This window comes from Anabaena sp. AL93, from assembly GCF_001672085.1.
Classification (GTDB): domain Bacteria; phylum Cyanobacteriota; class Cyanobacteriia; order Cyanobacteriales; family Nostocaceae; genus Dolichospermum; species Dolichospermum heterosporum.
Genome location: NZ_LJOU01000043.1, coordinates 32,060 through 46,521 on the forward strand (window position 1 = coordinate 32,060; position 14,462 = coordinate 46,521).

Annotated in this window: 12 protein-coding genes; 9 read left to right on the forward strand and 3 right to left on the reverse strand. The window is 40.2% G+C overall.

Annotated features, from left to right (window positions below):
• The first annotated feature begins 85 nt into the window (after nt 1–85).
• From AN486_RS13025 to AN486_RS13040, 4 genes are all read left to right on the forward strand, one after another.
• On the forward strand, nt 86–337 hold the full coding sequence (locus AN486_RS13025) for a four helix bundle protein (protein ID WP_081424159.1): 252 nt from the start codon (nt 86–88) through the stop codon (nt 335–337).
• Nucleotides 338–443: 106 nt separating this feature from the next.
• On the forward strand, nt 444–3,140 hold the full coding sequence (locus tag AN486_RS13030; protein WP_290600967.1) for a pentapeptide repeat-containing protein: 2,697 nt from the start codon (nt 444–446) through the stop codon (nt 3,138–3,140).
• Between the two features lie 155 nt (nt 3,141–3,295).
• Nucleotides 3,296–3,517 carry a four helix bundle protein gene (locus AN486_RS13035; protein WP_081424158.1) on the forward strand — a complete coding sequence of 74 codons (222 nt, stop codon included), beginning with the start codon at nt 3,296–3,298 and terminating at the stop codon, nt 3,515–3,517.
• A complete protein-coding gene (locus AN486_RS13040; RefSeq protein ID WP_290600970.1) occupies nt 3,508–4,146 on the forward strand; it encodes a Uma2 family endonuclease in 639 nt (212 codons plus the stop codon). The genes AN486_RS13035 and AN486_RS13040 overlap by 10 nt, the downstream gene beginning before the upstream one ends.
• Nucleotides 4,147–4,170: 24 nt before the next feature.
• On the opposite strand, the gene AN486_RS13045 is transcribed toward AN486_RS13040, so the two are convergent.
• The gene (locus AN486_RS13045) at nt 4,171–6,639 is read right to left on the reverse strand and encodes an ABC transporter substrate-binding protein (protein WP_290600971.1); all 2,469 of its coding nucleotides are present in this window, start codon (nt 6,637–6,639) and stop codon (nt 4,171–4,173) included.
• A 32-nt stretch (nt 6,640–6,671) separates the two neighbouring features.
• Nucleotides 6,672–7,046 (reverse strand): hypothetical protein, encoded by a 375-nt coding sequence (locus AN486_RS13050; RefSeq protein WP_290600973.1) that lies wholly within the window; start codon nt 7,044–7,046, stop codon nt 6,672–6,674.
• A 501-nt stretch (nt 7,047–7,547) separates the two neighbouring features.
• On the opposite strand from AN486_RS13050, the gene AN486_RS13055 reads away from it, so the two are divergent.
• From AN486_RS13055 to AN486_RS13065, 3 genes are all read left to right on the forward strand, one after another.
• Nucleotides 7,548–10,061 carry an endonuclease MutS2 gene (locus AN486_RS13055; protein ID WP_053538317.1) on the forward strand — a complete coding sequence of 838 codons (2,514 nt, stop codon included), beginning with the start codon at nt 7,548–7,550 and terminating at the stop codon, nt 10,059–10,061.
• A gap of 303 nt (nt 10,062–10,364) precedes the next feature.
• The gene (locus tag AN486_RS13060) at nt 10,365–10,967 is read left to right on the forward strand and encodes a DUF3038 domain-containing protein (protein WP_039203062.1); all 603 of its coding nucleotides are present in this window, start codon (nt 10,365–10,367) and stop codon (nt 10,965–10,967) included.
• A 71-nt stretch (nt 10,968–11,038) separates the two neighbouring features.
• Nucleotides 11,039–12,598: a DUF4335 domain-containing protein gene (locus tag AN486_RS13065; protein ID WP_290600976.1), complete on the forward strand. Its 1,560-nt coding sequence runs from the start codon at nt 11,039–11,041 to the stop codon at nt 12,596–12,598.
• 238 nt (nt 12,599–12,836) lie between these two features.
• Here the strand turns inward: AN486_RS13065 and AN486_RS13070 are convergent, their stop codons facing one another.
• Nucleotides 12,837–12,992, reverse strand: a complete 156-nt coding sequence (locus AN486_RS13070; RefSeq protein ID WP_160290008.1) for a hypothetical protein — start codon at nt 12,990–12,992, stop codon at nt 12,837–12,839.
• A 209-nt stretch (nt 12,993–13,201) separates the two neighbouring features.
• On the opposite strand from AN486_RS13070, the gene AN486_RS13075 reads away from it, so the two are divergent.
• Nucleotides 13,202–13,606: a type II toxin-antitoxin system RelE/ParE family toxin gene (locus AN486_RS13075; protein WP_039203161.1), complete on the forward strand. Its 405-nt coding sequence runs from the start codon at nt 13,202–13,204 to the stop codon at nt 13,604–13,606.
• Nucleotides 13,593–13,904: a helix-turn-helix transcriptional regulator gene (locus AN486_RS13080; RefSeq protein ID WP_039203067.1), complete on the forward strand. Its 312-nt coding sequence runs from the start codon at nt 13,593–13,595 to the stop codon at nt 13,902–13,904. Before AN486_RS13075 ends, AN486_RS13080 begins: the two co-directional genes overlap by 14 nt.
• Nucleotides 13,905–14,462 lie beyond the last annotated feature (558 nt).

A 14,462-nucleotide genomic window follows, 5' to 3' on the forward strand; every position in this document is an offset into this window, starting at 1 on the left:
GAGTAGGGAACTCTTAACAGGGAACAGGAAGAATGTCGGACATTAATGACTTTAAAGACTTAATGATTTGGCAATTTAAAGGTATGTGAAGAAAAGTAAAATCACTCAAAACTCTCTTCCTGTTCCCTGTTCCCTTGCCCCAACGACAATTTTTAACGCCCACCTACTTATAAGATTTTTAAACATATTGCAAGGGTCAGTTAATGAATTAGAAACTCACCTAATTTTATCTAAACGAGTAGGATTATGTTCAGAAAAAGATATAGAAATGATTCTTAATTTATTAAAAGAAGAAAGTAGAATGATTATTAGTCTTATCAAAAAACTAGAAAATTAAAATTTTTCCCCTGTTAAGAGTTCCCTTCTCTCAACTTCTCGGTTTAGCATAACAAGTACCTAAGAACCATTAAGTTTAAGTCTTTTTATCAAATACACCATTAATTATGACTAATCGTTTTTCTAGACGCAGACCAACTGCAAATGTTCAACAGCTACAAAAAATTACTACAGGTAGTAATCAGAAAAAAGACATACTATATACGTATACGGAAGTAACAGAGAATATAACTACTAAGATATTACCTGAAGAACAAGCTGAAATTTTAGAATTAGAAGGAGTTTCACAGAATTTAGAGCATAGCTTTAAGCAAGTTGCTGCTATTGAAGATCCTGTCAAACGAGAGTACAAAATACTTCAGGAAGCGAAACGACTAGATATACCGCCTGAAACCTATCTGCGGATGTGGGAAAGTCACTGTATAGCAAAAATGTCTAACATAAACGAGTATTTCTGGCTCAATCCCCTAAAGTTTTTAGATCAGCGTTTGGGGGACTTTGTTCACTGGTGTGAAAATGTCTCTTTGTATAGTTTAGCCACAGTCATTGGTCAACTTACACTGTTAGCAGCTATGGGAGCTTATTTTATAGAAGCTCCGCAACGAGAAAAACAAGTTTTAGATGATGCTAGACAGGAAATTAGAGATCAGAGCAGAGTTGAATATTCTAGTTCAAGAATCGAGGCTATGAAAAAGCTGAATAAATCCTGTCAAAGTCTGTTAGGAGAATCTGCTCCCAATGCCCACTTAGAAGGAATTGAACTCAATAAATGCTATAAATTCCAATTGGAATGGACGAGCATTGCCCAATGGCCACCACAGTTTTACAAGTATGAAGGATTTAACCTTTCTCGAATGGATTTGTCTGGGGCAAATTTAAGTGGAGCGAACCTTGAGGGTGTAAATCTGGAGAAAACTAATTTAGAGGGCGCAAATCTGGAGAGAGCAAATCTACGAGGCGCAAATTTGCAGGGAGCAAACCTCAAAGGAGCAGTTCTCGGGGCTGCTAATTTAGAGAAGGCCGATTTAGAAGAAGCAAATCTGGACAGTTCTCGCATGAGCCTTGTTTATTTAAAAGATGCCAATCTATCAAAAGCATCACTAATTAATTCCCGCTTGGTATGGGCTAATCTAGAAGGGGCAAATCTCAACCAAGCAAATTTTCAAGGTTCTAATCTTAGCCGTGCTAATCTTCAAGGTGCTAATCTCTACAAAGCTAATTTCAAAGCAGCTTTGCTTCGCTATGTAGATATGAGGAATGAAACAATCACAATTGGCACTGAATTTGAGGGTGCTAACCTGAAACGAGCTAAGTTTTGGTCAGTGGATCAACTAAAACGATCTTACAATTGGGACAAAGCTGCCAAAGATAAAAACTGGGAAGCAGAAACTATCAAAGACACTCCAGACAATTATAAAATCGGATTTATTGTTCCCAACGATAACGCAACCTATAAGTTGTATCAACAAGGCTTAGAAAGGCTGGCTAAGGAAAATAAGCAAGTCGAAATTATCCCCATTAAAACTGGAGAAACTGTTCAGGAAGAAGCTCAAGGGATCAAACAACTACTCAGCCAAGATATTGATGCGATCATTATGAGACCTCTAGATCCACAGAAATCTGTACCTGGTATTCTCCAGGCTTATGTTTCCGGTGTAGTGGTAGTTAATATTGGTGATTGCTTGCCCAAAGCAGCTCAGAAAGTCGTGTTTGCTTGTTACGAAAGCGACTCTTTTAATATGGGTTACGATCTAGGGCGGTATATCGGAAGTGCGGCATTAGATAATAATAGAAAACAGGTAAAAGAGCTAAATTTGGGTTTAGTGGATGGGGCAGATTCAACCCGTCTTTATCCTTATTTACAGGGCTTTTTCAAAGGGATGAAAGATGCCAATGTCAAGTGGACGAAAACGGGAACAACTGATGCTAGAACCCCAAAAGATGTGGATAAGGTGAAAGCGATGCTCAAACGCCACCCAAAGATAAATGTTTTATGGGGTGGTTCGGAAATGACTACAGAAATTGCTCTGCAAGCAGTTAAGGAATTGGGTTTAGAGAAAAAGATAAATGTGTATGGCATTGTGCCTTTAACTCTTAAGTTTGCAAATATGCTGCTCGATCCCAATCAACCGCTACAATCAATTGTAGATGAATCCCCTAGTTATGAGGCTCATGAAGCTGCTGCACACGCAATCAGTGTGATTGAGAGGAAAATTTCTATGGAATATAAATATGTCGTGTTTCAGCATCAGTTGTTAAGTGTTAATGATCAGAAAAAAGTTAATGATTTAATTGGTGATGCTCTGAATTTAGAAAAAAACAGTCTCAAAACACCAATTCCTCTGCAAGCTGGAGCTATTCTGATACCTAAACAAATTCCCTCTAGTTTAGACTCTTCTGTTGCTAATCCGCTGACAGCTATTACCGATCAGAAAAAGATCCAGAAATTACAAGAGGATCTCCAAAAACTAATTTTCCAGAATTGGCAAAAATCTAGTAAAAAAGAATCTACGGAAACATCTGCTAATTTTGATCGGGATTTGGTTTATCGGGTGTTAATAGATACGGATGGCGGAATTGTTTCCTATGAACCAATTGATAAATTAGCAGTTGATTTACTGTCAATTACTCCTTTACCAAAATTGTTATCTAAACCCAATGATAGTAAAGCCAACGATGAGGCTCTTTTATTACCGACTAAGTTAGTAATTAGTAAACCTGTAACTGAATTTAAGGTTGTATTTAGTCCTAGCGGTAAAGTTCAAGTCAAATGGGGAGAAAGTTTCTTACCTGATGTTATCTAAACCCAATGATGGTAAAGCCAAGGATGAGACTCTTTTATTACCGACTAAGTTAGTAATTAGTAAACCTGTAACTGAATTTAAGGGGATCTGCCGGACTTAGTATGCTAAACTAACAAGATTAGGGAACAGGGAACTCTTAACAGGGAACAGGAAGAATGTCGGATATTAATGACTTTAAAGACTTAATGATTTGGCAAAAAGGCATGGATATTGCTGAAAAGTGCTATTTCCTCACTAAACTTTTTCCCAAAGACGAGCTATATGCTATGGTTCAACAAATTAGAAGAAGTGCAGTATCCATCCCAGCTAATATAGCTCTTACAGCACTTCCCGGTGTTATGAGGTACATATCTATCTCTGAGGCGATATGCTTTTAGAACTGCAACAAATTATTGTCAACCCTGGTCAACAAATGTTACTCAAGGATATTAGTTGGCAGAAGTTAGAAAATATTTTAGAAGAAATGGGAGAAAAACGTGCTGCACGTATTTCTTATAGTGATGGTTGGTTAGAAATTATGGTTCCTTTACCTGAACATGAAAAAGACAAAGAAATATTTGGTGAATTAGTCAGAATTTTATTAGATAAATTAGAAATTGATTTTGAGCCTTTTGGTTCGACAACACTTAAAAATGAAAGAATGAGACAAGCTGTAGAACCAGATACCAGTTTTTATATTCAAAATCAAGCTGCTGTAATTGGGAAAAATCGGATTGATTTAAATATAGATCCACCACCAGATTTGGCTATTGAAATTGATATTACTTCTCGGACTCGATTTGACAATTATGAGATTTTGGGAGTTCCTGAACTTTGGCGATATCAACAACAAGGTTTGGAGATTTTCTTGTTACGGGAAGGGAAATATATAAAATCTTCATCTAGTCCTAATTTTCCTGATATTCCCATTATTGAATTAGTTAATGAGTATGTGCAGCAGTGTTTGACTATTGGGAGAAGTCAGGCTATGCGGAATTTTAGGAGTTGGGTTAGGGATAATTTGTAATTGCTATTTAGTAAAGTTGTAAAATTAAGGTTTAATCGGCACAAACTCGTATTTTTTAGTGGTGGAGTTTTGTTGAACTTTGGTTAAGAAAATGTTATTGTTTATGCGATCGCCTGATTCTGAAAACTGAATTTTTCCTGTTGCACCATTAGCTGAAAAACTTGAACTATGAAGCGTTTTTTGTATTCCATTACGAGTGTTATTTATCTTTAAAGCTCCAATTATTGCCTGCGTTGCATCATAGCTTGTCGCCGTTTGCCAACTCACAGGAGCTTTCCACAATGTCTTGGAATTCTTGACAAAGTTTGATTTGGGATTACTATCAATGTTCCAGGGAATTGTTACCACCATACCTTCAAATTGCTTTCCCCAAATTCCTAAAATCTTTGGACTATAAAGCACGTCTCCCCCCAGTAAATTTAACTGTTTTTGATTCTTTTTAACCTCTTTAACTACTTCCTGTACTTTGTCCATTGTGATAGAATTGGGTATTAACATCAAGACTTCTACGTTTTGACTAATCGCTTTTTTTACAGCAGTAGTTGCATTAAAATTAAGCTTGGACAAGTCAAATGTCTCAAGTACCTGTCCATCCTTGCTTTGAACAGCCTTAGCAAACTCTTTTCTTAGGGAATCACTATAAGCACTATCAAAATGATAGAAAACCGCTGCTTTTTTATTTTGCAAATTTGTCACCATATATTCGGCTAATTTCTCTGCTGCGAGTCTATCGTTAGGAACTGTGCGAAAAACATAGGGGCTAAAATTAGAAATTCCAATAGAAGTGCTAGTAGGAGAAATAGCTACAAGTTCTCCAGAGTTATATTCCTTACCTGCTTCTTTTGTGAGATCGCTAGAAGAATGGCCTACTACAGCTAATACTTTCTTATCGGTAACGAATGCCTTGGCAATATTTCGAGCAGTGAAAGGATTTTCATCATCATTAGCGATCGCTACTTCTAAAGCTTTACCATTGATACCACTATTATTATTATTCACCTCATCTTGAGCTTGAGCAACACCGCGTAGCATCTCTTTAGCAACATTCGGATCAGTACCAATGGGTACGCTGACAGCAATTTTGAGCCTATTTCTATTTTCACGAGCTTTAGCATTATTCAAGTAAATCAATGCTTCTGGGTCTGTTGGTTTAGCTTTGCGATAGCTCTCGAACTTCTCAATAGCAGTTTTACAATCACCATCTAAAAATGCTTTAACTCCAGCTTCTTTATCTGGGTTTTTATCTTGTGTTAAGAGAATTTTTTCACCTAAACTAATTCTGTCATTCGAGCTATATGTCTCTTTATCACAGGAATTTGCAATAGGTGGTTGTCGAAATACATAACCAATCATTATTCCAATCATGCCAACTACTACGTATTGTAAAAGATTGATCTTAGGCAAATATAGAATAATTTTCTTCAGTGGAGGGATTGGGGAAATTTTACGATTCTTAATTTTGTCCACATCTTCATTCTTCAATCTCAATTCTTGTTGTAGCCTTTTTAATTCATCATGATTAATCTCGCTAGTCGGATTATTTTCCTGGGTTATCCTGAGAAATTGTGTCTTATATAAATCCAATCTTCTCAAGTAATCTTTATGAGGTTTTAAAACTTCTGCCTCAATTGCATTAGCTTTGTCAGGTTCTATTTCTAGCCGATTTTGTTGCTCCATTAATGCCACACGTGCGGTCTTAGAAATCTGACCATCATCAGCTATCCAAGACTTAACTATTACCTTGTATATATCTTCCCGGTTGTGAATAGGTGCTTTAGTTAGCACAATGTTAAAACCTTCTTTAATCACCGCTTGAATCTGCGGTTTCATTTCATGTTTACCTTCTTGAACTTTTCTTTGAACATATTGATGTAATTCATTAACAGAAATAAAACCATCATTATTTTCATCAGCTTCACCAGTTTCAATTCCTTGGACTAAATATTGAGTGTAAACAGATTCAAAAGAATACTGAGTTGAAGTGCTAGATGTGAGAACGGCTCGACCTTCTCCACCCAATTGAACCTTCTCAAAATTCAAAGATATATCATCTTCACCTTTAGTACCAGGAGAAAAAGCACCACTAAAGCAGCAATCTAAAATTATGACCTGTCTTCGGGAACGGCTACGATTATCGTTAATGATGTCATGGACAAAATCGGCTGGAACTGTGGAGGCTCTACTCAGTTCTCCCTGTTCATTTTTTCGGGTACTTTTAGTAGCCAAGTAAAGTTTGCCATTATCATGTTTAATCCCATGTCCAGAGAAATAAAGCAGCACAATATCATCTCTTTGACTACCTAAAAACAAGTTCTCAATAGCTGTTTGCATTTGCAGAGGATCAGGATTTAATAGGCATTCCACCTCAAAACCACCAATTTCTGGGTTTTGTAAAACTCGCTGCATGGCTTCAACATCTTTAATTGTCGCTGGCAATGGGTTCAGTCCAGATTCATATTCACTAACTGCAATTAGTAGTGCTACTTTCGCCATCTCGTTATTCTTTCCTTATATTGTGTAATTTCTTAGTTACCTGCAATAAATTTTTGTGCTAATTCCAGTGCTGCTGTTAGTTCTTTCTGACCATTGGCTTTCACTTTCACTTTTTTGCCGTTGACTTCAATTTCCAATTCAATAGTTTTGTTACGCAAGCCGCCCAACCATGCCAACAATTTATAACAATTACTAATAGTGACCTCAGCCTGTAAAGCCCCGACCAAAAAACCACCAACAGATTTACCTCCTTCTGGTACTTCTGTCACTTCTACAAGTCCAGCACTTTCCACATCTAAGTCTTTAATGTCTCGCAGCAGATTCCGTGTTTCCCGTTCCTGCTCCTCTGCATCTAAATCTGGATTGGAAAGAGTAATTGTGAATTTAACATGGGATTCTGAACTCATATTGCACCTGAGAAGTTTTTTTAAAGAGTTGATTATTATGATATATGCTTGTCTGTAATAATACGGGATAAAATCGGAAATTTTTCTAAATTTTCAGCAATTACCTCCATAATCAAATACTTTAAGTAGTGAGACAGAATTAATTACACAATTTCATTGCGTAAGCGTTGCGTGGCGTTAGCCATATGGAACGAAGTGAAATGAAGCAATTCCAAGGGTTGTGATTGCTTCCCTTCGCTCGCAATGACTGTAAATATTTTTGTCCAATTACTTAAGAAAGCTCTAAGTTACTCATGCTGAATGTGGGTTTGACGGAAAAAACTTCTGTTCTTCCCTCCCCTGCCCCCCCCTACTTCCCCTACCTCCCCTACCCCCTACCTCCCCTACCTCTCTTCTCCCCATGCTTCCCCCACGAATGGACACCGGAAAATTTTATCCTGGAAAATGTAGTCTTCTAGGGGCTAAAATTGTTACGATAATTTCAGATTTGTTGTTGAAACCTTGATCCAATCTGAAACCTTAGAATTACTAGAGTGGCCCCGTCTGTGCCAGCACCTTTCCACCTTTGCGGCAACTAAGTTAGGGGCGATAGTTGCGCGTAACCTGCCGATTCCTGAGACTCAGGTAGAAAGTGAACAGTTATTAGCGCAAACCAAAGAAGTTTACGAACTGGAAAGTCGTTTACATCCAGGGTTGTCCTTTGAGGGAATACAGGATATTGGTGATTCCCTGGAACGGGCAATACTCCAAAGTATTTTACCTGGTGAGGAACTGTTGGCGATCGCTACTACCTTGGCAGGAACAAGAAATTTACGTCGTGTTATTGATAATCAAGAAAATGTCCCGGTTTTATCCGATTTAGTTTCCCAATTGCGGACTTACCCCGAATTAGAACAGGAAATCCACCGTTGTATTGATGAACGGGGGCAAGTAACTGATCGTGCTAGTCAGAAAATGGGGGAAATTCGCATAGAATTGCGGAGAATTCGCGGACAAATCACCCAAAAACTCCAAAATATTATTCAAGCTAAATCGGGCGCTGTTCAAGAACAGTTAATTACCCAAAGAAGCGATCGCTTTGTTATCCCCGTTAAAGCCCCCCAAAAGGACGCAATTCCCGGCATTGTTCACGACACCTCTACCAGTGGTGCAACCCTGTATATAGAGCCTAATAGTGTCGTACCATTGGGTAATCAACTGCGGCAAGTCATCAGAAAAGAACAAACTGAAGCAGAAGTAATTCGCCGGACTTTAACAGAGAAGGTGGCCGCAGTTACCCCAGACTTAGAAAGATTATTAGCTATTGTCACCACCTTAGATTTAGCAGTTGCCAAATCCCGTTACAGTCTGTGGATAGGTTCTAATCCCCCACGTTTTGTGAATCGAGAAGACAATGAAATTATCACCTTGCGAAATCTGCGCCATCCCTTGCTAGTCTGGCAACAGCAGCATGAACAAGGAAATCCAGTCGTACCTGTAGATTTGTTAATTAGTCCCCAAATTCGGGTAGTTACAATTACCGGACCCAATACAGGTGGAAAAACTGTCACCTTAAAAACCTTGGGATTAGCCGCTATCATGGCGAAAGTAGGTTTATTTGTTCCCGCCCGTGAACCCGTAGAAATGCCTTGGTTTTCGCAAGTTTTAGCTGATATTGGGGATGAACAATCTTTACAACAGAGTTTATCCACATTTTCAGGGCATATTCGCCGCATTAGTCGAATATTAGAAGCATTAGAGTCAGGAGGTAGGGGCGCAGGGCCTGCGCCCAACAATCAGGAAGAAAAAGAAGAAGGAGTCAGGAGTCAGGAGTCAGAAGTCAGTAGGGGCGGGGAAACCCCGCCCAGAAGTCGGGAGAAAGAAGAAGAAATAAAACTACCAATCCCCAGTCCCCAGTCCCTAGTTCTACTTGATGAAGTTGGTGCAGGTACAGATCCCGTTGAAGGAAGTGCATTAGCGATCGCTTTACTGAAATATCTCGCCAATCATACCCAGCTAACAATGGCTAGTACCCACTTTGGCGAACTCAAGGCATTAAAATACGAAGATCCTCGGTTTGAAAATGCTTCCGTAGAATTTAACGAAACCACACTTTCACCCACTTACCGTCTATTGTGGGGGATTCCTGGACGTTCTAACGCCCTGAGTATTGCCTTGCGTTTAGGCTTAAAACCAGAGGTAGTAGCAGCAGCGAAAACTCAAGTGGGAGAAGCCACAGACGAAGTAAACCAAGTTATCGCCGGTTTAGAAGCCCAACGTCGCAATCAGGAAACCAAAGCCGCCGAAGCCCAAAAATTATTACGTCAAGCCGAAAGATTATATAAAGAAGTTTCTGACAAAGCCGCGTCCTTAGAAGCCAGAGAAAAAGATTTGCGGGCTTCCCAAGAAATCGCCGTTCAACAAGCAATTACCCAAGCCAAAGGCGAAATTGCCCAAGTAATCCGCCGCTTGCAAAAAGGCACACCTAACGCCCAAGATGCCCAACAAGCCACCGCATCCCTAAGTCAAATTGCCCAAAAATACGAACCTGCACCACCACCTAAACCTAAGCCTGGGTTTATGCCGAAAGTGGGCGATCGCGTACGAATTCCCAAATTAGGTCAAACCGCCGAAGTTTTAACAATTCCTGATGCTGACGGCAACTTTAATGTCCGTTTTGGCATCATGAAAATGACAGTCCAACTCCAAGATATAGAATCCTTAGATGGACAAAAACCCGAACCCATAGTTAAACCAAAACCAGCCCCAACGATAGTTACACCACCACCAGCCCCAGCTATTCGTACCTCCAAAAATACTGTGGATTTGCGCGGAAAACGAGTAGCCGATGCCGAATACATCTTAGATAAAGCTATTTCTGAAGCCGCTGGCCCCCTATGGATTATTCATGGACACGGTACTGGTAAACTCAAGCAAGGAGTCCACGTTTTCTTACAACAACACCCCAGAGTTACCCACTACGAACCAGCAGAACAAGCCGATGGTGGTACTGGTGTTACTATTGCTCATATCTAAAGGGAACAGGGAACAGGCAGGGGGCAGGGGGCAGGGAGAAATAACTCCCAATCACCAATTACCCATTCCCAATCTCGTTTCCAAATAGGTAACATTGACATACCTCCTCGTCAATCAGTCCGAGGATTCCTTAACGCTTCATTGGGTTGTGCTATTTCGATTTAGTCTTACCATCCCTCGACGTTCGTTTATAGTCTCCTAATGCCCTATGGCGACTATATCTAGTTTCCCATAAAGCCATCCTAGAAGAACGGGGCTTGTATCCCATATTTTTGGTCACAACTTCTTTCAGCCTGATCATTTATGCTAAAAGTTATGCACTCAACCGCTAATCCGACTATACCAAAATCACCTTGGGAGGATTTAAACCAAATCCCAGTCCCAAACACAACTCAATGGGAAAATATTAAAACTCAGTTAGATTTAGTGCTATTAGCCCTAGAAACCTTAACTGGTATTGGTTCAGAAGCCATGCTGTCAGCCGCAGTTAGTCTGAACTTAGAATCCAAAGTACCAGATCGGGTAGCATTGTGGCGATTGCGGCAGTCCAATCCCCTCCGCAAAAGTCAAGGGGGACGGAAAAAGTTAGATGTGGAAGAAGCGCGATCGCTAGTTCTCATTATCTGCCATCTCGCCAAACAACACCAAGAATTAATTCGTCGGGCTGTAGGTTTATTAGAACAATTGACAGCAAATAAGCAAAAACCTCACCAAGCCGCCCTATTAGGAGACTATATAGACGCTTTTTGTAATACCTACCAAGACCGGATGGAAGAGGAAGAAGCAACATCAACAGATTTGCTGACCAACCTCGCCCTGAAACTGTTAATAAATTTACTCTTTTATAGTGCATCTGGTGGACATCGGCGGTTGTGGTTAGCACTCATAGACCTTTCCACAAAATAATTTGGGATTTTTGATTTTCATTCCCCATCTAAAATCCAAAATAACTATTTTTTTTCTTTGTAATTGTTGTTATGTCTCCATCCAATTCTGTAATTCGTCGCTATACCCCCCCGACTTGTACATTAGAAATATCAGCGCAAAATTCCCCTTTGTCAAGGTGGACAGACAAAACGGTGATTAGTGATCTCAGTTTTAGCTTGCGATTTGATGATCCGCGACTACCAGAAGCAAGTAAAATCCTCATTGAGGGCGATCGCCAGCAACTAGAAATTTTATGTGATGTCGTTACCACCTACGTTCAACAGCTTCTGCAACAATCTGCGGAAGATTTTAGTATTACCTTATTAGGCAGTGATCATCCCCACGCAACATCAGAACCAGAATTAACAGACATTCTCCCATCTCTCCTTCCTACCCAAAATATCCCATCCTTTAAAACCCAAACTTCCCAAACAAAAGCATATTTAGAACCCAGTCATAATTTAACTCATCAACTCTTTTTTGGTGATCTTGCTAACGAAACATCTGGACAAGTAATTGAACTGAGTTTACTACAACTATTTGATTTAGCAACAGCTTTAGACGAATACTCATCTGATATGGTCGTCTTACCAACTACCAGCCATCAAATTATTAAACCGAGTCTACCTCAGTGGGCCCCTATCGCCGCAGTCTTAGTATTAGCAGCCGGTTTAACACCATTCACCTGGCAATATGCCAATAACATTCAGAAAAATCGCCAGAAAGTCGCCAAAAACGCCCTCCAGTCTCCCGAACCAGTTGCTATAGAACCTACTCGACAAGATCCTATACCAACACCGTCTCTGCCGTTAATCACCCCTCAACCCCAACTAACACCACCACTTCCTAACCTGAGTACCCCCGCACCACCCCTTTCCTTTCCTAATGCAACCATCCCAGCCGCACCATCAAAAACATCTCAACCGCCATTAACCATACCATCCGATACTTCCTCCTATCCCCTAACTTCACAAGTTCCCCTACCAGGCATCATCCCCAATGCCAACATCACAAAAGTAACAAAAGCCATCCCCAATGCTTCAACTATTCCCAATAAAAAAGGAATAAATCCCCCCAAATCCAAGAATGTACCATCTGAGATTACCCAACCATCCCAGTCTATTGCCACCATCCCCAACAACAATTTGAGTAATATTCCTAACCTAATTCCCACCCCTGCTGCTGCGGAATTATTGCCAAGTGTTGCCGGAAATACTACCCCACAACAGCCATCTCCAACAGAAAATCAAGATAGTTTAGCAAGCAGATTAAGAACCGCAACCAAACCCACCTCAGATACCCCATCTACTGATAATAAAACGTTATTTGATACACCTCAAATAGCAGAAGCGAGAGAATACCTCAACAAGCGTTGGCAACCACCAACCGGACTTTCTCAAACTCTAGAATATAGTTTAACATTGAGTATTGACGGCAAAATCGAAAGAATTTTACCATTAAATCAAGTCGCCAGAGAATACATTGATAGTAGTGGTATTCCCGAAATTGGCAAACCCTTTGTTTCTAGTAATAAAGCTGGGCAAAACTTGAGAATCCGAGTTATCCTCAGTCCTGATAGCAAAGTGCAAACATTTCCAGAAACACCATAATCATCGAAAATTTGATTTTGGTACTCTACAGTAGGGTGTGTTAGCGACAGCGTAACGCACCATTATTAATAATTTATACTGCAAACGGTTCATAGTTTAACCAAATATGAAACCCCTCTGGTAAACCTCTCCTTTGCACCTCTCCCTAACCCTCTCCTAAGAGGAGAGGGAAAAGGAATAATATTTAATACTGGAGAGGCTTTGAACTTATTCTTTGTATGATAAAAAAGTCCAGCTTCTAGCCGTTTTGAGTATAAGCAGCGATCGCTGGACTTAGCAGATTTTCTAGTCTACTGGCGATTCCTACAGAGCGCTTCGCTATCGCCTCATTTTCTAGTTGGGGGCGATTCTTCTTCTTTGCGTAGTCTCGGTTGATACTCTTTGTAGGCTTCAAGGATGTCGCAACTGCTCTCAGGATAAACCTTACAGCCAAACGAGCAAAGCCGGCAGAGTATTGTTTTGACCTTTAATCATAATGCCTTTAGTTCCTGGCTTAACTGTTATTCCCACACTCGTCCGCAACCAGTCCAACATAGAGGTCATTGTGCCAAAGTATCCGAGTTGGTGTATAATAACAATATTGATATGGTGAGAGAGTGTGCAGTGCCTGAAACCCAGGTTGTTTTTTACCAGGAGGAGGATGGGGAAGTACCTGTTCTGGAATGGTTGACGCGACTTTTAAAAGAAGACCGCAAAGGATATGCAAACTGTGTAGCCCGCATCAAGCAGCTTGCGGCATTAGGATACGAACTGCGTCGCCCTGGAGCGGATTACCTGCGAGATGGAATTTATGAATTGCGGGCAAAGCATATTCGTGTCCAGTACCGGATTTTGTACTTCTTTCATGGGCAAAACGTGGCGATTCTGGCACAAGCCATTACGAAAGAACAAGCAGCAGTACCAGCAATTGATATCGAACGAGCGATAGCGCGAAAGCGTTTATTTGAGGAAAGCCCAGAAGCGCACACTTACCACGAGGATGATGATGATGATGATGTCCAAGACTAAGGATGCGATTAAAATTATCGACAAGATGACTCGTACTGATCCTCAACTTGAGGCAATGGTAGCGGTATCTACCATTAATGCAGAAGTGGCACAGTTAATATATGAAGCCAGAACCAAAGCTGGGTTAACGCAGAAACAGTTGGCTGAACTGATTGGCACAAAACAACCAGTAATTGCACGGCTAGAAGATGCTGACTATGAAGGACATTCTCTTTCCATGCTGCAAAAAATCGCTCATGCTCTTAATCAGCGGTTAGTAATTCATCTGACTCCAATGGATGAGCAGCAAATTGCATAGTGACTGGCACAGGGTAAGGTGAAGTAAAACTTTCAGCCTTTTTGGTATTGAGTTAGGTCGAGGGGGAGTATTATCTCCCGCCCCTCCCAATTAGAACCGGACATACCCGTTTCCGTGTATCCGGCTCCCGACAGTCTCAGGCTTCCCTTTTGCTGGTGTGGATATATTGGTGACAGGATTGATGTACTGCCATCAAATTGTTGGGTTTCCGGTTATTGTGATTGCCATCAATGTGGTGAAGGTGTATATCTTCGTTATCTATAACCCACATTCCGCACCCTTGACTGTCACAAACGGTGATTACGGAGGTAAATTGATGAAAAATGAGTAAAAGAATACATTTATCTATAAAAAAACAAATTTTAGATAGGAAAATTGATTCAGATACATTCTCAATAAGAAGCAATAAAGAATGAGGGTGGTTTCTGGCAGAAAATATAATATAATTTTATTGTTAGTCTATCAAGACTTAATCATAACTTATATCCTTCTAGAAATAAACTTAAAAACAGCATTAAAACTTAAACTCATTAATAAAATCAATGAGTCAAATTGTAT